This is a genomic window from Nonomuraea sp. NPDC005650 (assembly GCF_040605375.1).
Taxonomy (GTDB): domain Bacteria; phylum Actinomycetota; class Actinomycetes; order Streptosporangiales; family Streptosporangiaceae; genus Nonomuraea.
The window spans coordinates 126400-147522 of the sequence record NZ_JBEXCR010000027.1 but is presented as its reverse complement, the minus strand read 5'-3'; the positions used below and the strand labels follow the sequence as shown (position 1 = coordinate 147522).

The 21123-nt window shown below is 68.5% G+C and carries 24 protein-coding genes; 3 read left to right on the top strand and 21 right to left on the bottom strand.

All coding sequences use genetic code 11. The features are described from left to right. The first annotated feature begins 4 nt into the window (after positions 1-4). Positions 5-520, top strand: a complete 516-nt coding sequence (locus ABZS69_RS39995; RefSeq protein ID WP_355381453.1) for a hypothetical protein — start codon at positions 5-7, stop codon at positions 518-520. 94 nt (positions 521-614) lie between these two features. Here ABZS69_RS39995 and ABZS69_RS39990 read toward each other — a convergent pair whose 3' ends face one another. Continuing rightward, entirely contained in the window at positions 615-1337 is a 723-nt protein-coding gene (locus tag ABZS69_RS39990) for an N-acetylmuramoyl-L-alanine amidase (RefSeq protein WP_355381451.1), read from the bottom strand. Between the two features lie 301 nt (positions 1338-1638). On the opposite strand from ABZS69_RS39990, the gene ABZS69_RS39985 reads away from it, so the two are divergent. After that, positions 1639-1803: a hypothetical protein gene (locus ABZS69_RS39985; protein WP_355381449.1), complete on the top strand. Its 165-nt coding sequence runs from the start codon at positions 1639-1641 to the stop codon at positions 1801-1803. Between the two features lies 1 nt (position 1804). On the opposite strand, the gene ABZS69_RS39980 is transcribed toward ABZS69_RS39985, so the two are convergent. Together ABZS69_RS39980 and ABZS69_RS39975 are read right to left on the bottom strand one after the other, a co-directional pair. Next, positions 1805-2107: a hypothetical protein gene (locus ABZS69_RS39980; RefSeq protein WP_355381448.1), complete on the bottom strand. Its 303-nt coding sequence runs from the start codon at positions 2105-2107 to the stop codon at positions 1805-1807. After that, positions 2100-2774, bottom strand: a complete 675-nt coding sequence (locus ABZS69_RS39975; RefSeq protein WP_355381446.1) for a hypothetical protein — start codon at positions 2772-2774, stop codon at positions 2100-2102. The genes ABZS69_RS39980 and ABZS69_RS39975 overlap by 8 nt, the downstream gene beginning before the upstream one ends. A gap of 113 nt (positions 2775-2887) precedes the next feature. Between ABZS69_RS39975 and ABZS69_RS39970 the strand changes: the two genes are divergently transcribed. Beyond that, positions 2888-3406 carry a GNAT family N-acetyltransferase gene (locus ABZS69_RS39970; protein WP_355381444.1) on the top strand — a complete coding sequence of 173 codons (519 nt, stop codon included), beginning with the start codon at positions 2888-2890 and terminating at the stop codon, positions 3404-3406. A 94-nt stretch (positions 3407-3500) separates the two neighbouring features. Here ABZS69_RS39970 and ABZS69_RS39965 read toward each other — a convergent pair whose 3' ends face one another. From ABZS69_RS39965 to ABZS69_RS39880, 18 genes are all read right to left on the bottom strand, one after another. After that, positions 3501-6281: a hypothetical protein gene (locus tag ABZS69_RS39965; RefSeq protein WP_355381442.1), complete on the bottom strand. Its 2781-nt coding sequence runs from the start codon at positions 6279-6281 to the stop codon at positions 3501-3503. Between the two features lie 285 nt (positions 6282-6566). Next, positions 6567-6719, bottom strand: coding sequence for a hypothetical protein (locus ABZS69_RS39960; RefSeq protein ID WP_355381440.1), 153 nt, complete (start codon positions 6717-6719; stop codon positions 6567-6569). Continuing rightward, positions 6716-7177: a hypothetical protein gene (locus ABZS69_RS39955; RefSeq protein WP_355381438.1), complete on the bottom strand. Its 462-nt coding sequence runs from the start codon at positions 7175-7177 to the stop codon at positions 6716-6718. Before ABZS69_RS39955 ends, ABZS69_RS39960 begins: the two co-directional genes overlap by 4 nt. Then, positions 7177-9930, bottom strand: coding sequence for a hypothetical protein (locus ABZS69_RS39950; RefSeq protein WP_355381436.1), 2754 nt, complete (start codon positions 9928-9930; stop codon positions 7177-7179). Before ABZS69_RS39950 ends, ABZS69_RS39955 begins: the two co-directional genes overlap by 1 nt. A 143-nt stretch (positions 9931-10073) precedes the next feature. Further along, positions 10074-10643, bottom strand: a complete 570-nt coding sequence (locus tag ABZS69_RS39945) for a hypothetical protein (RefSeq protein WP_355381434.1) — start codon at positions 10641-10643, stop codon at positions 10074-10076. A gap of 9 nt (positions 10644-10652) precedes the next feature. Beyond that, positions 10653-11522 (bottom strand): hypothetical protein, encoded by an 870-nt coding sequence (locus tag ABZS69_RS39940; protein ID WP_355381432.1) that lies wholly within the window; start codon positions 11520-11522, stop codon positions 10653-10655. Positions 11523-12038: 516 nt separating this feature from the next. Next, on the bottom strand, positions 12039-14321 hold the full coding sequence (locus ABZS69_RS39935) for a hypothetical protein (protein WP_355381430.1): 2283 nt from the start codon (positions 14319-14321) through the stop codon (positions 12039-12041). Positions 14322-14458: 137 nt separating this feature from the next. Next, the gene (locus tag ABZS69_RS39930) at positions 14459-17245 is read right to left on the bottom strand and encodes a hypothetical protein (protein WP_355381428.1); all 2787 of its coding nucleotides are present in this window, start codon (positions 17243-17245) and stop codon (positions 14459-14461) included. A gap of 22 nt (positions 17246-17267) precedes the next feature. Next, entirely contained in the window at positions 17268-17399 is a 132-nt protein-coding gene (locus ABZS69_RS39925) for a hypothetical protein (protein WP_355381426.1), read from the bottom strand. Positions 17400-17434: 35 nt separating this feature from the next. Further along, positions 17435-17902, bottom strand: a complete 468-nt coding sequence (locus tag ABZS69_RS39920) for a hypothetical protein (RefSeq protein WP_355381424.1) — start codon at positions 17900-17902, stop codon at positions 17435-17437. 3 nt (positions 17903-17905) lie between these two features. Next, positions 17906-18373, bottom strand: a complete 468-nt coding sequence (locus tag ABZS69_RS39915; protein WP_355381422.1) for a hypothetical protein — start codon at positions 18371-18373, stop codon at positions 17906-17908. A gap of 78 nt (positions 18374-18451) precedes the next feature. Then, a complete protein-coding gene (locus ABZS69_RS39910; protein ID WP_355381420.1) occupies positions 18452-18907 on the bottom strand; it encodes a minor capsid protein in 456 nt (151 codons plus the stop codon). Continuing rightward, positions 18904-19257, bottom strand: a complete 354-nt coding sequence (locus ABZS69_RS39905; RefSeq protein ID WP_355381418.1) for a hypothetical protein — start codon at positions 19255-19257, stop codon at positions 18904-18906. Before ABZS69_RS39905 ends, ABZS69_RS39910 begins: the two co-directional genes overlap by 4 nt. Continuing rightward, the gene (locus ABZS69_RS39900; protein ID WP_355381416.1) at positions 19254-19574 is read right to left on the bottom strand and encodes a hypothetical protein; all 321 of its coding nucleotides are present in this window, start codon (positions 19572-19574) and stop codon (positions 19254-19256) included. The genes ABZS69_RS39905 and ABZS69_RS39900 overlap by 4 nt, the downstream gene beginning before the upstream one ends. A gap of 13 nt (positions 19575-19587) precedes the next feature. Next, the gene (locus ABZS69_RS39895; RefSeq protein ID WP_355381414.1) at positions 19588-19977 is read right to left on the bottom strand and encodes a hypothetical protein; all 390 of its coding nucleotides are present in this window, start codon (positions 19975-19977) and stop codon (positions 19588-19590) included. Positions 19978-19989: 12 nt separating this feature from the next. After that, positions 19990-20334 carry a hypothetical protein gene (locus ABZS69_RS39890; protein ID WP_355381412.1) on the bottom strand — a complete coding sequence of 115 codons (345 nt, stop codon included), beginning with the start codon at positions 20332-20334 and terminating at the stop codon, positions 19990-19992. Then, positions 20321-20752, bottom strand: coding sequence for a hypothetical protein (locus ABZS69_RS39885; RefSeq protein ID WP_355381410.1), 432 nt, complete (start codon positions 20750-20752; stop codon positions 20321-20323). The genes ABZS69_RS39890 and ABZS69_RS39885 overlap by 14 nt, the downstream gene beginning before the upstream one ends. Then, the gene (locus ABZS69_RS39880; RefSeq protein WP_355381408.1) at positions 20752-21105 is read right to left on the bottom strand and encodes a hypothetical protein; all 354 of its coding nucleotides are present in this window, start codon (positions 21103-21105) and stop codon (positions 20752-20754) included. The genes ABZS69_RS39885 and ABZS69_RS39880 overlap by 1 nt, the downstream gene beginning before the upstream one ends. Positions 21106-21123 lie beyond the last annotated feature (18 nt).

Below are 21123 nucleotides of genomic sequence, written 5' to 3'. Positions count from 1 at the left end.
CCCTATGACTGCCACGTCTCCCTCCTACCAATCGAGCGTGCACCTTTCTTATCACCAGATCCAGCTTCGGGAGCTGGACGAGGCTGGTCCGGAGTTTCCGGCACGGTTCGACAACGGCTTGATCGCTGTAGCCGAGGAGGGGGATGGCGCGACGATTCTTACGGGCATCGCGCTGGGCCTGGTAGACGTTGAGGTGCAACTGGCCGACGAGCCTCCGGTCCTCGACCTCGACAGCTGGGAGGAGATCGTCGAAGTCTCCATCGAGTCCACCACAGGGTCACTTATCGTGTGCGGGCTCGATGGGGATCTCCCCAACCTGCCGAATCTCGCCCACCAGGGCGAAGGCTTCTACCGGCTACGGGTACACGCGCGAGGGCGAGACACCAAGCCGGACGGGGTGGCCAGCATCCCGGTTGAGCACTACCTGATCATCTCGTGGCCAGCGGAACCTCAGCCCGACATGCCCTTCAAGTACGCTGACGTGTTCGGCGCGGGGGTCCGTCGGCCGATGGGCACCTAGTCGGCGTAGCCGCGCAGCGCGGCCAGGACGATCTGCCTGGTGCTGGCGTTGCCATCACGGGCTCGGATACGGCCGAGCAGGGGCCGCTCGCCGGTCACGTGGACGGCTTCCACGACCAGGTGATGTCCCACGTCTCCTCGTCGATGACGCCGGTCGCCTTCAGCCCGACCTTCTCCTGGTAGCTGGCGCACACCGCTTTCGACTGCGGGCCGTAGATGCCGTCGACGTCGATCGTCCAGCCGCGCTTCTTGAGCTTGTACTGCCAGGCGTGCACGTCGCTACCCTGCATGTACGGGTCGTCCAGCTTGATGACGCGGCCGGGCCAGATAGGCACGCTGTCCTTGTAAACGAGCCGGATGGGCTTCTCCATCGGCTTGTCCGGGCGCGGAGCCCCCGCTTTCACCCACGCGTACAGCGGCCCGCCGGGGCAGGAGGTCGCGTAGCCGTCGCAGTGGCCCTTGATCTCGTTCCCGGCGTCGCCCTTGTCGCGCAGGTATTCGATCGCGTCCCGGAGAGCGTGCAGCATGGAGTCGTTCGGCTGGGTGAACCCCGAGTCGCCGACCAGCGCCAGCACCGCGTAATGCTGGCTGTTCAGACCCGGGCCGTTCGCCGCCGGCAGATGGTGCGCGCCGCGGCCGATGAACACGTACCCGTGCGGGCAGCAGGCCAGGTTGTAGCCGAAATCGATGTACTTCTCGCCCCGGCCGCCTGACATGTGCATCTGCTGGATCTGGTGGACGAGTTGCACGCACAGCTTGTGCTTCTTCGGCCCCGCGATGTCGGCGGGCACTGGCCCGCCGGTGTAGTGGATCTTCACACCGCGCGTGGAAGAGACACGCGTGTAGCTGCCGGTCGGGGATGCGGCGTTCCAAGCGGCACGCGAAACCTGCTTCAAGGAGTCACCTCTCGTGAGGGTTGGAGGTTGAGCCACTCGGCCACGGTCAGGCCGAGGGCAGAGGTCGGAATGTGGATAGGGAGGACAGCGGGCACAAGCAACACGCCGTCATGTACCGGCAGCACACACCGATCCATGTCTGTGACCAGGGCGTATGTCTCCATTCGAAGGGTCACTGAGATAATGAAGCTGGCACAGTCAAATGACGCTTCGGGGAGACGTCATGGCTAAGAGCAACGCTGGCAAGAGCAGCAGCAAGCGGACAACTGGGAAGGATTCCAAGCGCATCCAGAGCGCGGCGGACAAGAACCCATCGAGCAAGTCCGCCACAACCGGCTTCAAGGAGCGCGCCCAGTCGGCAGCCGCCAAGAACGAGAACAAGCAGTAGGTCAGCCTCGCGTCAGCGCGATCAGCGCGATGACCGCACTCGCCACGGTCACTAGCGCGGACACCACAGCGATGATCTGCCGTGTGCGCTCGGCCAACTGGGTGTTGGTGACAGCGGTCTTCTCGACTTCGGCGAGCCGGGTCTGGAGCTGCTCGACGTGCTTGGCCAGCTCGGCGTGCCGGTCGTCGACCTGGTCGAGCCGCTGGAGGATGAGCGCGGTGGAGCTGTTCGTGCGCTCAAACCCCAGCTCGACCGCGCCGCGCAGCTCGGCCAGCGCCAGGGCGAGGTTCGGAGTCTCATCCACGAGCCACCGCCCAGGGCTTGCGGCCCATCCACGTCGCCGGCGGCTTCAGGCTGTAGGACGGCATGGTAGGGACGTCCTGGTTGGAGCGGTACCAGTCCACCGCGAGGCGGCGCGCCTGCACCCGGGCGGGGTCGAGCCGAGTCATGGCCTTGACCGGCTCCAGCGGGTCGGGCGGGGCTGTCACGTCCAGGCCGACGTAGGCGAGCACGTCCTGCCGGAACTGCTGTCTCTCTGGTTCAAGGCTCGCCCGGTAGGTCTTGACGGCTTGAACGCGGGCCAGGTGCGCGGCCAGCCGGTCGGCGTCGCTCACGCCGGGAGTCCAGCAGGTCGGCAGCCCGTGCGTGGCCTGCAGCACCTGAACCACCGTCGGGTCGGTGCGGGCCAGCGGGTCGTCCGGCGCCGGGATCCACGGCTCGTGCAGCACCACATCGAGCAGCGTGTCCAGGTCGTCGGGGTCGACGGCGTACTCGGCCGCCCGCCACTCCCACGTGGAGTGCGGAATGATCAGCATGTGCGCCACCGCGTCCGGGCGGACGCACACGATCCCCCACATCGGCTCAGCCCCGTCATGGCCAGCCCGCCGCCCAGCCTTGGCCCCGCCTGTTTCCAGCAGGCTGGTGGCGCTGTACCCGAGTTCGGCATCCCAAATTTTCCAGATCTCCGCCACGACGGCGGCCTCCTCTCCGTCGTCGACTAGGGTCTGTTTCTCGAATCAAGCGCGGCACTGGATGGTGTCGCCCGCTGGGGCTCTGCTTGGCGCCACGATGAGATGATCGCGATATGCAGGTTCGCCCGGCTGTTATCGAAGATGCTCGGCGTGTTGCTGAGGTTCATGTGTGGTCCTGGCAGACGGGATATCACGGGCTATTGCCGCAGCCGTTTCTCGACGAGTTACGTCCGTCCCAGCGTGTGCCGCGGTGGACGCGGATCATCCAGCAGGATGCATGGCCTCGACAGGGCACGCTGGTCGCGGAGGATGTCGGTGAAGTGGTCGGCTTCGCGAACTTTTGCCCCACCCGAGACGACGACCATGACTACGTGGAGGTAGGGGAGATCACCTCGATCTACGTACTGCCGGCTGCCTGGAGGTGCGGTGTTGGACGCCAATTGATGACAGCGGCGATGCTCGCGCTCAGGTCGGCGGACTTCGCGTCCGCAACCTTGTGGGTACTGGAAGGCAATGTCCGTGCGATTCGGTTCTACGAACGGTTGGGCTGGCAGCCAGACGGCACCGTCAAGGACGACGCGATAGGCGGGATCGAGATCCGTGAGCTGCGGTATCGGTGGGAGTTCAGCTGACCGCCCGTTCATTCACTGCGCCTACGCCTTCCTCGGCACTGTGACCCTGGCCGCCCTGGCCATTTGGCTCTGAACCTGATCTAAGAAACAGCTCCTAGTGGCGGTGACTCCACCAATAGAAGGCTTTGCCTGACCACACCCCACCGCCCTGAGACCAGCCGAAGGAGAAGCTGCTCTGGTTGGACAGGTCGAGGCACCAGTAGAAGTTCGGGTTGGCCGCGCCATCCCTGATCGTGGCGACCGGGCCCATGTTCGAGGCCATGGTCGCCCCGTAGAAGATGGTCACACCACCGTTGTCCGGCGAGACCGTGCCGGACCCGGCGTGCACAGTGTCGTACGGGTCCGCGCCGTTGGTATCCCACACCCGGCCCCGTAGATACCAGCGGCCCGTGGAGTTGCAGTGGATGTAGGACTGCGTGGACGCGGCGCCGTCGTCATAGCCGAACCGGCCATACCCCTCGGCCACATCCAGGCCCCCGCCCTGACGAGTGGAAAACGAGGCGTCACGGATACCCAACCGGACCAGCCCGGCAGCGACCTGGAGCTCGGCCCGCGCGGTCCCGCCGCTGTTTGTCCCCGACGTGATGAACGTCGTCGTCTCGCCCGGATACAGCCCATCGACGGCGTAGAACCGCGCATAGTTTGTGTTGCCGAGCCCGCCCGGGTAGAACCGCAGGTCGAGCGTGGAAGAGTCAAGCACGAACCGCTGCCCGGTCGGCGAGCTCCGGACGATCGAGCCGGTGATGATCTTGCCGTTGAGGGCGTCTGCCTGGATCTTGCTCGCGGTGATCGAGTCAGCCGCGATCTTGTCAGCCGTGATCGCCGCGGCGGCCAGGTGCCCCGTCTGGATGGCCCCGGCTGTGATCTTGTCCGCCTCGATCGCGTTGGCCTGGATGTGGCCTGCCTGGATCGCGAGCGCCTGGATCAGCCCGCCTGTGATCGTCCCAGCGGTGATCTTCGCGTTCGCGGGGATCGTGCCGTCGATGATCGCGGTCGCACCATTGATCACCTGGCCGATCAGGTCGGTATCCACGAGCGGCCTGGTCTGTGCCACCACCTGAGCGGACTCTCCCGACACATTGCCCGACCGGTCGAGCGCGACCAGCCAGAACTCCCTGTCCGTGTTGTACGGCAAGCCCGGCACGACCGCGGTCCCGGCCTGCTCCAGCCACTCCACCGATTGGCCCTCGTCGGCCGAGTCCAGCGGGTCACGCATCATGACCAGCACCCGGTGGAAGTCGACCGGCATGCCCGCCCCAGCGCTGGTGAGGCCGTCCCAGGTGACGCGCACGATCCCGAGCCGGGAATCGACGACCGGCGTGGACGGGCTCGGCGGCGGGTCCTCGTCGTCCGGAATGGTGATGACCGGCGAGGCCGCAAGTTGCCCCTTGACGCCCTGGTTAGTGGCGCGCACCCCGAACCGCCACTGCGACTTCGGCGTCAGCGGGCTGTAGGAGATGCTGGTGCCGTCGGTGTGGCCGAGCACGCGTTCCGCGCCCGTCCCGGGCGGTGTCTGCCCGATCAGCTCGTACCCGTCCACTGCCAGCGCGACGCCGTTGACGTCCGTGCTGACCGGCAGCCACGACACCATGATCAGCCCGTGCGCGTAGCCCTCCGCATCCAGGTACGCCTGCGGGTTCACGATCAGACCAGTGGGCGCGGCCGGCACCCGGTCTTTGGCCTCCGGAGCCGGTTCGCTTCCGTTGCCGCCCTCGGCCACCCCACCTGACAAGATGCCGTTCGCTCGGCGAGCCAGACGGATGTCCCTTTCCAGGAATCTGTCGTTCAACACCAGGTTGCCGCCGATCACGCCGTCCGCGTCCACCGACAGCGTCAGCTGCCGGACCCGCAGCCCCTGCATGACCGCCTGATCGCCCGGAGCACGCACCGTGTCACCCGGCCGGTAGTCCTTCCACGGCAGGAACCGCGCCGCGTACGGCTTGATCTGCCGGGTGAGCTGCACCCGCTCCCCGCTGGCGCGCTCCAGCGCCGTCTGAGCGAGCAGACGCGCGGTCGCCTCGTCCTTCACCCCGCCCTGGCTCTGGAAAACCTCCCACCGGCCCCACGGCCGGACCGCACCCGGGTTCGTCACCTCGACCGACAGTCCCTCCTCACCCGTGATGAGGATGGCCGACGCGGCGTCCTCGAACGTCGCATCATCCGGGGCCTGGTCGACGTCGCGGCCCAGCCGAAGCTCCACCGGCCCAGGCCCGGCAGCGAGCTGACGGCCGAGCGTCGTGTTCTCGTTGAACACCCGCAAGGTGCGACCCTGCATCTGCCAGTCGCACGCCCCCTGCTCCGACAGGTTCAGCAGCAACTGCAGCAGGTCGGTGCCAGGATCCAGGCCCAGCGTCATCGTGACCGCCCACGGCTGCCCGGCTGAGTCGCGCATCGGCGTGAAATCGTAATCGAGGCCGGGCACAGTGCCACGGCCTTGGCCCTCGTCGATCACCTGGGAGAGGATGTCGCCCACGTTGGCGGACGGGAACTGGCGCTTCCCATCGATCATCCCCAAGCTCGGGTAGAGCACAATCTTGCGCAGCTGCCACGCCCAACCCGGCATCTCATACGACCGCGACAGCGCCTGATCAGCTCCATCGCCCGACCGCTTGATCCGCAAGAACCGGCCGTTCGGCGGCTCTGCCCACGCGCCGCCAGCCGACCACTCCACCGCGACCTCACACGGCGAGCCCAGCCACTGCGCGCTGGCCGCATACCCCGAGTAGGTCAGCCGCAGCGACGGCACATCGTTCAGCGGGGCCGCGGCCTCCCACCCGAGATGCTGCCCGAGCACGCCGAGACGTGCCCCGTTCGGGGCGTAGACGACCAGACGCAGCCCGTACCGCATCGGCTCGCCTGGGATGATGACCTGCACGCGACAACTCCTCTACTGCGCCTTCGGGAAAGATGAGGGCTGTGATCAACCAGGCGTGCGAGCACCGTCGAGCGGTCCCCGTCTTGACGCGCGACGGCGCGATCGTGGCTGCACTGTGCTTGGCCTGCGACCGGCAGCTCGACGCGGCATGGTGCTGCCCAAAGTGCTCCTGGATGTCGTTCACCAAGCCTTTCGGCGTGCAGGAACGGCAGCTTGTCGAGCGGTGCGCGGACCACCCTCGTCCCCAACCTCCAGTTCAACGAGGGCCGAGGAGATCTGCCTTGATCAGCCGCCTACTGCGTCGGCTCGCTGCCTGAGCTGCACCTGGAGCTGGTCGACGGCGACGGCCAGGACCGCGTTCTCGTACGTCAGCTCATCGATCCGTCTGCGCAGAACCGCCACCACGGCGTTCGGATCCACGTGCAGGTCCTCGGTCACGCGCCCCCCTGAGGTTGAGACAGCAGGTGCCGGTCGATCTCCAGCCGGATCGTGGCCACCCGCACCGGATCGACCCGGACCTGGTCGCGCAGCACCTGCAGCGGATCAGCAGCGCGGGCCAGGCCCTGCACGGGGGCAGTGGTCACCTCGCCATACTTCTCCTTGCATGCGGCGACCTGGCCGAGCACCCGGGCCCGCGCGGTGGCCGCGTCGCCCTCCAGCACCGGCATCACTCCAGAGTGGTCGTCCGCGTGCATCGCGTGCAGCAGCGGCGTATACAGCAGGACCTCGATCGCTTCGTCGAGGGAGTCGAGGCCGTGTTCGGCCATGCGGATCTCGAACGCTTCCTTCGGCCAGGAGGCCGCGAACGCCTCCCCGTCGCCGAGCGGCTCGTAGTGGATGAGCCACGTCTCCCGCCCCTCGGTCACGCTGGCGATCCGCCACCGGGCTGCTGCCATCAGGCCACTCCATGCTGTCGCCAGGCCCACACGTGGACCAGTACGGTGAAATTCGTCGGGGTGGTCGTCTCGCTCGACCGCAGCGTGAACCCGCTCGTGCCCGGATTCGCGATGTGGAACGCCAGCCGGGCCGGGTTCGGGTTGTCGGCCGTGATGGTGAGGCGCGGGGTCGACTGCAGGGTCACGTTGAACCCCACGAAGTACGACGCCGCGGCCCCGCCCGACTCGGGCAGGCTGCGCGCGAACATGACCAGTCCCGCAAGGGACTCGTAGGAGAAGGTGCCCCGGAACGCCGTGTACCCGGTCGTGGACCCGCCGCCGTTGTTGAACAGCCACCTGTTCAGGCGGCCCGAGGTGTCGTTGTAGCCCACCTCAAGCTGGTTGGGCTGCGCGAACATGTAGCCGCCGCCGGCGAGGCCGCTAGCGGTTTGCACCATGTGCATGCGCCATTCGTCGCCACGCTGGATCACCTCCGATCGGCGGGTGCCGTCCGTGCTGTTGCCGGAGTACAGACGGATCGCAGCCTCGGTGTCGGTCCAGATCCGGGCATAGTTGGTGCCGCTACCCGGCATGAACCTGATCTCTGGATCAGTGGCACCGGCCGGGTTGACGATGATTCGGCGGCCGGTCACCCCGGTCGCGAGCTGGCCCACGATGGTGACCGCGCCGGACGCGGACGAGATGGCCACAGTCTGCACGGAAGAAGCGTCGTACGCCTGCAGCCCGTTCGCGTTCAGCTCCACGCGGGCACCGGCCGGAGCACCGGCCACGATCCTCGTCGAGAGAGTGAGCACCGCCTCCAGCTTCGCGGCCGTCACTTGGCTGGCGGCGATGTGCCCAGCCAGGATCTGCCCGGCGGCGATCTTCGCCGACGTGACCGCGTTCGCCACGATCGCGCCCGTGGTGATCGAGTCGTCGGCGGCGTCGCCCTGGACGAGCTGCACCGCGGCGATAGTCGAGCTTGCCGACCGCGCCGAGTTGTTGCCGGAGCGGTCGACGGCGGTGAACGAGAACTCCCGATCCTGCCCGTACGGCAGGCCCGGCACCACGAGCGACCCTGCTGCGTCGAGATAGCCGATCTCGGTCCAGCCGGGCGCGAGCGGGTTCTGCATCCACACCAGCACCCGCAGCAGGTCAGACGGCATCGGGGCCGCCCCGATGCCGAGCCCGTCCCAGGTGACGTGCACCACACCGAGCCGGGATTCCAGCGTCGGCGCGGTCGGAACCGGCGGCGCGTCCACGTCGTCCGGGACCGTGACGGCGACCGTCGACGAGAACGGGCCCTTCTTGCCCAGGTTCACCGCTCGGACTTTGAACTGGTACTGCTCGCCGACCACCAGCGGTGAGAAGGTGGCGTTGGTGTCGGCGGCCTCCGTCGAGGCGATGAGGAACCACGGAGCGCCGACCTCGTTGAGGCGCATGAACAGCTCGTAGCCGTCCACGTCCAACGCCACGGCGTTGACGTCGGTGGTGACCGCGCCCCACGTGGCAGTCACCTGCCCACGCGGCAGGCCGTGCTCGTCGACGTACGCGACCGGGTTCACGATCAGCCCGGACGGCGCGGCCGGAGTGCGCGGGGCCGGGGACTCCGGCGCAGGCCGCGCCCCCGAACCGCCCTCAGCCGTGCTCCCGCCGACGATGCCGGCCGTGCGGCGGGCCAACCGCAGATCCCGCTCCAGCAACCGATCGTTCAGCACGAGGTTGCCGCCCAGGACGCCGTCCCGGTCCCGGGTCACGGTGAGCTGCCGGACCCGCATGCTCTCCATCGCCCCGGACGTAGACGGGGCAAGGATCCGGTCGCCCGGCCGGTAGTCCCGCCACGGCAGCCATCGCGCCGTGTACGGGCTGATCTGGCGGGTGCGCTGGACACGCTCATGCCCGGCGCGCAGCAGCACCGCTTCGGCAAGCAGCCGCGCCGTCCCCGGATCGGAGACGCCGCCCTGCCCGATGTAGGTCTCCCACCGCCCCCACGGCTCGGCCGCGCCCCCGTTGTGGTACGACGCGCGGAACCCATCCTCCCCCACCACCAGCGCCGCGCTGGCCAGGTCCTCGAACGTGCCGACGTCGGGCGCCTGCACCACGTCACGGCCGAACCGCAGATCCACCGGCGCGGGCCCGGCCGCCAGGTCCCGCTCGAGCTCGGTGTCCGGGTTGAACACCTGCAACGTCCGGCCGTTCATGCGGAAGTCGCAGACGCCCTGCTCGGCGAGGTTGATGAGCGTGGTGAGCGCGTCGAGGCCGGGCTGGTAGTAGATGGTGAGGATCTTCGCCCACGGCTGCCCGGCGCTGTCGTGGGTCGGGGTGAAGTCCCAGTCGAGGGCGGGCAGCGCGCCGCGCGCCTGACCCTCGGCCAGGAACGTCTGCAGGATCGCCCCCGGCATGGAGCTGAGGAACGCGCGCTTACCGTCGACCAGCGGCGCGGGCCCTGGGTAGAGCACGACCTTGCGCAGCATCCACACATAGCCGGGCAGCTCACACGTGGCCAGCCCGGTCTCGTCCACCTGGTCGGCCCGCCGCCGGATCAGCAGGAACCGGCCGTCAGACGGCTCCGTCCACGCCTGCCCGTCCTCCGACCATTCGATGGCGACCTCGACCGGCCCGTCGAGCAGCTCCGCGTTCACGGCCCGGGTGCTGTAGGACAGCTTCAGCGCGGGCACGTCCAGAAAAGGGCACGCGATCTCCACGCTCAACGGGGTTGGCAGCACTCCGATCGCGGCGTCGTTGGGGGCGTACACGATGAGCCGTAGATCCACCGGCCTGCGCCTCCCCTCACCATGACGAGGCCCGCACTGCAGCAGCCGGAGACAACACGAGACTCGATGGAGCGTCGGCGGCCGGGCGTCGTGGCCCGGGTGCTCATGGCCACGTTGCGGACCGCGGCTGGCATTGCCAGCCCTCAGTACAGCGCGATGAGCGGAACGCGCGATTCAGGGGTCCAGGCGCCGAGGGCGATCCTTGCTGGCAGTTCGGCATGGTCGCTGCTCCGGTAGCAGAAACCCCCCAGGAGCTCGGACCGGTACGGCTTGTTCGTGAGGACCGTCATGCCCTCCACCTGGCCGAATTCGATGACCGCCCACAGGGGACGCGCCGTGTCGGCGGCCGGAAGGGGGCGGTGGAACGTGGCCTTCCACCAGACCCCGGGGACGGCGGGTGAGGGAGCGCTGACGGCCAGCGGCTCCAGGAAGTCGCGGTCGTCAGCGGAGTACAGGCCCGCCCGCCACGTGCCATTGATGTAGCCACCGGACGGGATGTCGATGGCGATGCCAAGGGCCACGATCTCCTGGCCCGCTGGTACGTGCATGCGCACGGCCAGCAGCGCGCCAAGGTCGCTGCTCGGCACGGGGTTGTTGGCCGCGTAGTACGGGACCGTCTGTGCGATGCCGCGCTGCCCGTAAGAGACATACTCGGGGTGCTGGTGCGGTGGCACGTCGGCCGTTTCAAGCAGGGTGACGTCGGTGTCGGACATTGGTCTCCTTCACAGATAGGCGCGACGGGCTCGGATCTCGAGCTTGGACGCCGCGGTGGTGGAGGTGGCCGCCGCGGTGACGAGCACCGTGCGGGAGTGCGGGTCGCTGACCGCCACGGACGGGGTCAGGTGCAGCCATCGGAACGCCGAGCCGGGGCCGGTGGCGGCGATCTGGCCGGTCACGTCCGTCCCGGCGGTCAGGTCCCACGTGTCGGTGGTTACCAGGCGGGCACGCATCTGCCCGCAGTCGATCAGGAGGCGCTCTCCCGCGAGCAGCCCTGACGATCGGGCGACCGTGCCTCCGGTGGACACGTCGGTCAGGGCCGGGTTGACGGCCGGGCCGGTGAAGCGCACCAGCGCGTCCACGATGGGGCCGGTCGCACCGGCCAGGGTGGTGACCAGCTGGTCGGCGCCGTTGGCGGCCCCGGCCCAGGTGGTGTCGAACTCGTCGCGCCAGTACACGCCCGGGATGCGCATCACAGCGGTCAGTCGGGCCATCGCCGCGTCGGTGTTGATTTCCGGCTCGCTGATCCCGTCGAGGATGACGTCGGCCTGCCGGACAACCGTCCCCGCGACGAAGGTGAGCTTCATGAGCCGGTGCTTGACGCCTACCAGCGCGGTGAGCGCCTCCAGGTTGTGTTCCATCTGCTCGTACCCGCCGGGCGCGCCCGAAGGGGTGCGGCCGTACACGGTCAGCACGAGCGGCATCGTCGTCGTCTCATGATCGAGGCCGACGATGGGCAACTCCCCGGCCCGGCCAGGCACCTTGACCTGGACCTGCCGCAGGCCGGGCAGCGGTCTGCGCTTGGTGCCCTTCTTCAACTTCCAGCACCCGGCCGGGTGATCCAGAGCGACCCCGTCGAGCAGGTACGTCGGCATCAAGCACCTCCGGGAGAAGTTGTGTCGGGCTCATCGACAAAGCCGCACCCCTCACACCGGCCCTGAAATGCCACAGGCGCACTCCTCAGATGGGAAGTGCGCCAGAAGCATGTTTAGGCATTTGGATCAGTTCGTTCGTAATTACTGATCCAAGGTGCAGGGGTCGGAGCCCTGTGAGGGGACGTTCCCGGTTAAGGGCGACGCCGCGCGTGAAGTATGCGGAAGATCGTCATGGCGGTACGCCGACGATCGCGGTCACGCGTGAACAGCGCGACCAGCACGACCAGGATACGAAGGCCGAGAAAAGCAATCGTGGCGCTGATCGAGCTCAACAGTAGTAGGGAGTAATTCATACAGGCTGGCGAGAGCCGCGATGGATCAGCCCGGTTGGGCCATGCTGTACCTCCTTCTTCGTAGGTGTCTCCACAATGATTAGGACGTCCCGTGCTGCCGGAAAGTTCGCGCGATCTCTATTCTGGCGCCCAGGATGCTATTGCTTGTCAGGCACATCGGCATCTACAGCACCCCCAGCATCCCGGCGTACGCGAGGCCGCGGTTGACGGTCTCACTGGTGGTCTCGGCGGCCGGGTTGATCGTGGTGACGTGGATGTTCACCCCGGCTGTCCGGCCTGGGCCCGCGCCCGTGACAGTGCGGCCGGTCGAGCCGATGTCCACGCCCAGCTCCGGCTTGAACGAAGCCTCCAGGTCCCCGGCGATGCGCGAGGCGGTGGCCAGCACCGTGCGGGCCGAGGACTGCATCCCCTGGGCCATGCCGAGCATCGTGAACTGGCCGATCTCCGCGAACACCGTGGACGGCGAGCTGATGCCCATCGCCTGCCGCACCCAGTCCGGAAGGATGTTCCGAAAGAAGCCCCAGATCACGTCCCGGAACCACCCGGCCGCCGCCTGGATGCCGTTCCACAGTCCTTGCAGGAGCTGCCAGCCGAGGTTGTCGACGACGACGAGGAAGTCCAGGATGCCCCGGCCGGCGGTGGCCAGCGCGCCGATGAAGTCGCCGGTCAGCAGCAGTGCGACCGCCTGCACCAGCGTGATCAGAGGCGGCAGCAGGGTGGTGACGAGCTGCAGCAGAGGCGGCAGGAGCGGCAGGATGACCGGCAGCAGCTGGGCGAGCGAGCTGATCAGCGCGAGCAGTTGCGGTGCGAGGTTCACCAAGGCCTGCAGGAGGACCTGGCCGAGCTGCCCGCCGACCTGGCCGAGCAGCACAACCACCGGCCCCAGGATCGGGACCAGCCCGGTTACCAGATGGGCGATCAGCACAGCGAGCTGCGGCAGCAGCGGGGCCAGCGCCGTGATCACGCTGTTGACGAGCACGACCGCGAGCGCTCCGAGCAGCGGCAGCACCGGGCCGACTGCGGTGACCGCCAGCGAGAAGGCGGCGACCAGCAGGTTCAGGGACGGCAGCACGGCCTGCACACCGGCCGCCAGGGTCTGCGCGACAAGAGAGGCGAGCTGCCCGACCAGCGGCAGCAGCGGAGCCGCCGCCACCATGATGGACGACATGGCCTGCGCGAGCGGCACCAGCGCGGGCGCCACAGCCTGCACGGCCTGCCCGAGCGCGGCGAAGATCGCGGACACGCCAGGGAACAGCGCGGCAAGCGCGGGCACGACGGCCTGGATGGCGGCGGTCAGGATCGGGCCAAGCTGCACCGCCAGCGCCGCCACGAGTGGTGCGAGCCGACCAATCCCCTCGGCGACGGCGACGATCGCCGGGGCGAGCGCGGAGGCCATCTGGCCGAGGGCGACGAAGACGGATGTCAGGGTGCGTTGCCCAGCGAGGCTGTTCACCCACGCGTTGACCCGGTCGAGGATCGTGCCGAGCACCCCGAGCGCGTCCCCTCCGGCGGCGCGCATCGCATCGAACACGCCGGAGACGATCTGCCACACGTCGGCGGCGATCGCCCCAAGCTGGCGCAGCACCTGAACGGCGTCCTGCATCCAGCCGAGCGCACGGCCGGAGTCGGCCGCCACGCGTAGGAAGTCGCCGAACCGGATCGCGAGCAGCGCCAGCTCAGGGGCGAGTCCGGCCGCGAAACCGGCGCCCACGGCGGCGATGCGGGTCAGGCCGGTCAGCACCGGATCGATCGCGACCGACATAGCGTCGATGGCCGAGCGCAGCGACGCGAAGGTCACGGTGATCGCCGAGACGGCGGTGTCGGAGCGGGCGAACTCGGCGACCCGGGCGGCGGCCCGGCCGAGCGCGTCCGCGACCGAGCTCATGCCGATCGCGACCGGCCCCAGCAGCACGTCGACCAGGGCGGTCAGCTGACCGAGCAGCGGGGTGAACAGTGCGTCTTGGACGAGGTTGCGCAGGCCGAGCAGCACCGGCCGCAGCGCACGTAGCTCCCTAGCTGCGGCCTGAGCGGCCCCAGACAGGCCCTTGATCGCTTCCTGGAACTTCTCCTCGTCCTCCCCGAGAGCGGCCGTGAACGCGTCCTGGACCCCGTACAGGGCAACCGACAGGGTTGCGAGTCCGGCCGCTCCGAGCGCGGCCACCCCGGGCAGCGCCGCGACCAGGCCGACAGCGGGAGCGAGTGCCGTCCCCAGCGAGACGACGCCGTTGGTCAGGGCGCCGGTCGCGGCCGACAGCAGCGCCATGCGGGCGGCGGTGGCCACGATCGCGGTGCCCATCCGCACGACTGAGGCGGTGACCTGGTTGGTCGCGCTGCGGAAGGAGATGGAGGCGCGCTGGGTGTCGCCGAGCGCCCGCGTGAGCCGGGTCGAAAAGGAGTGGTCCCGCAGGTCCAGGGTGATGAACAGCTCGCCTACGTTGATCGCCACCTGTCCCTCCCTCCTCGTGGGGTCCGGAAAAGGAAGGGAGGGACAGGGGCGACGTTCGGGTGGGGTGTCAGGCTCCGCGCATCAGGCTCCGCGCATCAGGCTCCGCGCATCAGGCTCCGCGCATCAGGCTCCGCGCATCAGGCAAGGCCGAGCACGGACGCGTACTGCAGGCCCTTGTTGACCGTCTTGCTGGTGGGTTCGGCCTGCGGGTAGTTGTTCGTCACGTTCACCACGGTCTGGTTGCCGTAGTGGCCGCCGACCATCCCCGGGGTGAGCGTCGCGACCGGCTTAGGCGTGAACGCCTTGGTCAGCTGGCCCGCGACGCCGGACGCCTTAGCGAGCATCTTCGGAGCGGCCTCGACGATGCCGTGCTCCAGCCCGGACATCGTGAACGCGCCGATCTCGGCGAAGATCTGCGACGGCGATTTGATCTTGAGCGACTTCTTGATCTGCGCGACCAGGGCGTTGGCGATGTCCTTCATCGCCGCCTCGATCTGCTTCTTCTGCGAGACGATCCCGGTCAGGAAGCCCTTGCCCGCGTTCTTGCCGGCGTCGAACATCGCGTCGGCGGCGGCCTTCCCGGCCTGCTTGGCGGCTTTCTCGATCATCCCGTACGTCGAGTTGATCGACTTGAAGGTGGACGAGTCGGCCTGCAGGATCGCCTGCCCCAGTTCGTTACCGGCGTCGGGCCCGGCCTCGATGATCTGTTGCAGCAGTCCTTTGGACAGGCCGCGCTTGGCCAGCTTCTTGATCGTGTTGGCCCAGGTCTTGATCACCGCGAGCCGGGCTTTCAGCCCTTCCTGGATCTTCTCCGCGCTGGCGGGGTTCTGGTCGGAGAACCCCATGTTCGACAGGTTCGCGAACTGGCGGGTCTGGTCGGCGATCTGCTTGGCGTAGGCCATCGCGTCGGCGATGGTCTTGACGATCGTCTCGCGCTCCTTGGCGAGCTTGGCCAGCTCGGTGTTGCCGGTGCGGATGGACTCGACCAGGTGGTCCTTCACCCCGGAGGTGATCTTGCCGGACTTGAAGGCGTTCGCCACGGCGTCGACCATCCGGCCGGCCGTGTCCTTGATCTTGGACTCTTCGCCCTGCAGGCCGACCAGCCAGCCCTTGGCGGTGTCGGAGCCGATCGCGGCCATCACCTTGCTAGGCGAGGAGATGCCGAGAAGCTTCTTGATCCAGGACACGAAGCCGGAGAAGAGATTGCCAACGGAGGAGATGAAGCCGTTCCAGGCGTTGACGAACCCGTTCTTGATGCCGTTGACCAGGTCCTTTCCGAGGTCCCACAGCTTCTTGAACGCGCCGGTGATGGTGTCGCCGAACTGCTTGACCCCGGCCTTGATGGTGTCCCAGGCACCTTGGAAGTCGCCGGTCAGCAGCTTGACCAGGGCGGTGATGATGCTGATGACCAGCGGCAACACCGACGTGCCGAGTTCGATCAGCGGCGGCAGGAACGGCGTCACCGCCGAAACGATCTTCGTGAAGATCGACGCGAGCCCAAGCAGGATCGGCGACAGCGCGGTCACGAGTTGCACGATCGGCGGCAGCAGCGACGTGGCGAGCTGCATGATCGGCGGAAGGATCGGCAGGATCGCCGAGATCAGCTGACCGAAGATCTGCGCAAGCTGCGTGAAGATCGGCGACAGCGCGACGATCGCCTGCTGGATCGTCTGCCCGAACAGCGCCGCCATCTGCGAGATCGGCGGCAACAGCGGGGTGATCGCGCTGATCAGGATCGTCACAGCCTGGACCAGGATGCCGCCGAGCGCAGCGGCAATCTGCCCCACCACAGGAATCAGCGGGGTGATCGCGGGGACGAGTCCGGTGATCAGCGCGGCGGCGAGCTGCGCGATCGGAGGCAGCAGCGGCACCAGCGCCATGATGAGCTGTCCGAAAGAGGCAGCGATCTGTCCGATCACCGGGCGGATCTGCGTCAGGACCGGCCCGAGCGCCGAAGCGAACACCTGTCCAACGCGCGTAAGCACTGGCACCAGCGCGGTTGCGAAGGTCGCTGCCAACTGCAGAATCGGCGGCAGTAGCGGGATCAGCGCGGCGGCAAGTTGCGCGAACGACCCCAGCAGAGTCCCGATGCTGGGGCCGAGCTGCACCAGAGCTGGGCCGAGCTGCCCGGACAAGGTCTGCGCGATGAGCGTCAGTCCAGACATCAGCGGTCCCGCTAGCGATCCCGCCAGCGTGACAAATGAGCCCAGCAGCGGGCCGAGCGCTTGAAGGACGCCACCGAGCCCGGTCACCAGCGCGGCAAGCAGACCCGAGTTCTGCGACAGCGCAGCCGAGATCGGCGCCAGGAAGCCAGCGAGCTGCGCCCCGAAGGTACCCAGACTGCCGGCCACCTGGCTCAGCATCGGGACGACCGCGGCGGCGACGGCCTGGATGGCGGGCAGCATCGGCCCGAGGAAGCTGCCAAGACCGGCTGTGAACTGGCCGATCAGAGGAGCGATCTGGCCGAACATCTGCTGCAGGGCTGGCGCGATCTGCGAAGAGAACATGGACTTGAGCTGGCCCGCAGCCGCGATGAGCGGCCCCTGGAAAACCTGCGCCGCCTGTGCCAGGTCCGCCTTGACCGACACGGCCAGCCCGGAAAACGCGGCCTTCACTTGAGGCACTGCCGCCGCCGCTGCGATTCCGACAGCGGCGATCCCCACCACAGCGCCCGCGAACGCCAGTCCGAGCACCCCACCAGCGGCGACACCAGCCGCGCCCACCGCTGCCAGCGCGGCCCCTGCCTTGACCGCAGCCCCGATGACCATCGAGGTCATCCGGGTCGCGGCCATCCCCGCGCCGATCATGGCGGCATGGATGCCGGTCGCATGGATCCTGATACCGGCCACAGCGGAGCCCAGCGGACCCGACATCTTGTCGCGCAGGCTCAGCGTGGCAAACAGCTCTCCAACGTTCAGCGCCACAACGCGGCCCCTCCCGTGCTGGTCAGTCCTTGTCAGGGGTGAGGGCGCGAGCGATGCGCGTGTCCGCGTCGAGCAGGCCGAGAATCCGCACGCGGAGCCACCGCCATGACCGGCCGGACAGCGACTCGGGCGAGGCCAGGTCGACGCCGTACACGGAGTGCAGGTCGCACTCGATCAGGGCCCAGCGGGTCAGGAGGTCTTCCCACCCGACCGCTTGGCCGTCACCGCTTTCGTACGCGGGGTCCGGCTCGTACCACTCGTAGAGCCCCGTGACGGGGTCGAGCTCGCCGCCCCCGCCTCCGGGGCTTCCGCTTCCGGGCCCGCGTCCCAGTACTTCGCCGCGGTGTCGGCGTCCCCGGCGATCCACAGGAACGCCGTCACCCCGGCGTGCTTGATACGCGGCCACGACACCCGATCGGCGATCATCTCGGCGTACGCGGTGCCGAGCACCCGCCGGTACAGGTCGGTCTCGCCGTCGTCGTCGAGGTTGGCCGCGTCCACCTGCTTGCCGTTGGCGGCGTCTATCCCGGCCGCCATCAGCCGCTGACAGAACAGGCCCGTCTCGGCGTCGGCGGGCGGGATCCGGTACGTCTTGCCGCCGATCGGCAGCGACAGGCTGTCGTCGAAGAACTCGTCAAGGTCGCGAAACTGAGCCACGGGTCAGGCCACCGGGTTCGCGATCGAGACCGGCGCGCCCTGGCCGATCAGCTCCAGCTCGAACGGCTCCAGGTCGGTCGTCTTACCGCCGCCGCCCTTGTAGTCGACGGCCGCCCACCCCTGGTAGGCGTCCGGGCTGCCGTCCCTCCTGTACCAGCGGACCTCGACGTTCGCCTCCACGCCGACGATGAGGCCGGCCTGGCGGACGAAGTCCTGGCCCGGGTCGGCCACGAACGTCGCCGAGGCGGTGTCACGCTTGCGGTTACCCTTCGCCTTCAGCGTCCAGGTCCGCTGCGTGACTGCGTCGGAGCTCCAGCCGTCGCCGTCGAAGTCCGAGTCGTCCTCCGTCTTCGTCTTGATCTCCAGCTCGAAGCTGGTCAGACCCCGGATCTTCGTCCAGGTCGGCGCGGCCCCGGGACTAGTGTTGACCTCCACCACCCAGTCCTTGGCCAGCAGGCTACGAAGCGCCATGTCAGTGCCTCCTCAAGGCATGCGAGAAAGCCCGCTGGCGGAACCGCTAGCGGGAAGTAATCGGTCAGCGTGGGTGGGTCAGTCGCCGTCGCGGTGCGACGAAGGCCGGTGAGCCGTGATCTCGTACGAGTCAGCCCGCTCCCAGCGTCCGGAGTCGTCGCGGCCCAGCGGCGTGACCAGCCGACGCTGCGCCAGCAGCACGAACGCGCCCGTCACGAGCTCGTGGTTGGCCAGGCCGTGCACCTGGTCGTACACCCCGTCCGCCAGGTCGTCGACCACGCGCGGGTCGGGCCCGCCGCGCATCCGGAACTGGATCTGCACCGTGGTGTCGGCGTTGACGACGTCGTCCATGCCGGTGCCCGACCCGTACATGGCCAGCGCGATCGCCGCGTCAGGCGAGGTCGGCAGTCCGCCGATCGTCAATGCCGTCTGCGCGGGCGTGTAGATGCCGTCCGGGTCCCACTCGGCGACGCCGGCGGCGGCTAGCATCTGCGCGAGCCCGGTCAGCAGATCCCTGGTGAAGGTGCGGCTCATGACATGGCCCGCTCGATCGCCGCGGCGATGATCCGCTCCACGATCTCGGCCTCCTCGCGCGCCGGGTTCTCCAGGTACTTCCATTCGCGTCCGGCCAGGTGCCGCAGCCCTTGCGTCTCGTGTTGGTAGACCGCGTACTCCGTGTCATACGAGACGGCGGCGCGCAGCTCGCTGGCGTCCACGCTGGCCAGGCCCGAACGCTCCAGCACGCCGTCATCCAGCGGGACCCGCTGGCGTGACACCTGCAGGATGTGCTCGGCCGCGAGTGTCAGCCCGTTGACGGCACCGGCCTTCCAGCGGGCGTTGACCTCGGCCGGGCTGTGGTGCACGCGGAATTCGGTGCTGCTCACCGGCACACCACCTCCACATGATCGGGGGTCGGCAGGCGGCCTCCGTTACGGTCGAAGCTGGTGATGGCGATCATCTGCCGCCCGTAGGCGGTGATCCGGCTTCCGGCCGGGCAGCGCGTGCCCGGCCGGAAGAAGATCGTCGTATCGGAGACGACTTCGGTGCCTTCGTCGTCGCGCACCATGCGCCGCTCGTCGTCGATCAGGCACGGCTCCCCCACGATGGGCGGCTCGTAGACCGGCCCGTACGCGCCATGACCTTTGAACGGCTCGATGTCCGCGACGTGCGGCAGCAGCGACAGTGGAAGTGTCAGCCCCACGCGCGTCCCCCCTTCACCAGTACGGGCCGTCGATGACGTAGCCGGGCAGCAGCCCGGCCCTGCGCAGGATCGACACAGCGTCCTGGGCGTAGCGCGGCGGCCCGCCCGCGTCGGTCCGGCCGCCGAGCTTCACGCTGCCGATCTGCACGTCCTTGTAGGCGGACGCGACGCCGTACGGGTCACCGACCGCCAGCGACCAGGCCGCCTGCGCGCACGTGGCCCGCTTGAGCGCTTCCCGCTCGTCCGGCTCGATCGGCATCCCGGTGTCGTCGATGCGGTAGACGGCCACCGTGAGCAGCTCGTCGATCCGCTCCGAGGCCCGCTCCAGCTCCCCCGCGATGTCGGCCGGAGCGGGCTTGCGGGTGTAGTGGGCGTAGTCGTCCGGGGTTGCGTACACCAGCACCACGGGCCCCCATTACGGCTCTTCGAGGACCGCGACCGACACACCGGTAGGGTCGGAGTAGTTGATCCACACCTTGCCGTCCGGCCGCCGGTACGCGGCCGGGAGCGGCGGGATCAGCACATCGCCGGTGGTGGCCGGGATCACGTACGCCCGGTCGGTGATGTCCTGGCCGTCCACCGTGCCGGGGATCTCGATCGTGACCGTCCTCGGCGCTGCGTTGGTGTTCTTGATACGGATCTGCCGCTTGTCCGACCAGGTGAACATGTGGCCGTCCACCGTGGCCGGATTCGGCAGCGCCGCCCCCAGGTCCAGTCCCGCGCGCGGCACCGCAGTGATGGTGAGGTTAGTCCTGGCCATCGTCGTCCCCCTCCTGGCCGAACTCTTCGATGAGCGCGGCCTTCGACAGGGCCTGCGCGTCACGGGCGGCCATACCGCGCGAGATCGCGTAGGCGACCCATTCCTTCTTCGGCTCGTGCTCGGCCGGGCGGATGACCTGGCCGCCGACGTCGGCGAGCCCAGGACCGGCCTGCCCCTGCACGGGACCGGCCGGTGGCTCCTCGGGAGCGCCGATCAGGATCCACGCGTCCAGCGCGTCCAGGCGCGCGGAACGGTGCGAGTACTGCACGACCTGGCCGGTGTTGACGTTCTTGTACTGGTAGGTGGAGGCGACATCCGCGTGGATGCCTTCCACCGTGCCCAGCGCGCCCATCGCGTTGACGTTCTCCCGCGCCGTCAGGGCGCCCATGTGGTCGACGGGAGTGCGCGGCCCCGGCATCAGAAGTTGGCGTCCTTCTCGATGTCGATCTGGATGACCAGGTCGGTCGGGGTGCCGGACGCCGAGACGATGGTCGCGGCAAGCGTGTCGCCCTCGACCATGCGACGGGCGGAGAGCGCGCCGAGCGACCCGGCCGCCCACGTGCTGGCAGCCGGGGTTGCCAGGTCTCCAGTGAGCACGGACGCGCCGTTCTTAGTCGCGTTGACGACTGCGGTGGTACCGCCGACGCGGTAGGCGCGGACAGCCTTGATCTTGCACGGCACGCTCGCGCGCCACAGCACGAAGGACCCTGCGGCGATGTCGGCGCCCTTGAGCGTGATGGTCTTTTCGGTCAGACGAGGCTTGTACGCCATCTCTGCTGTCTCCCTGTA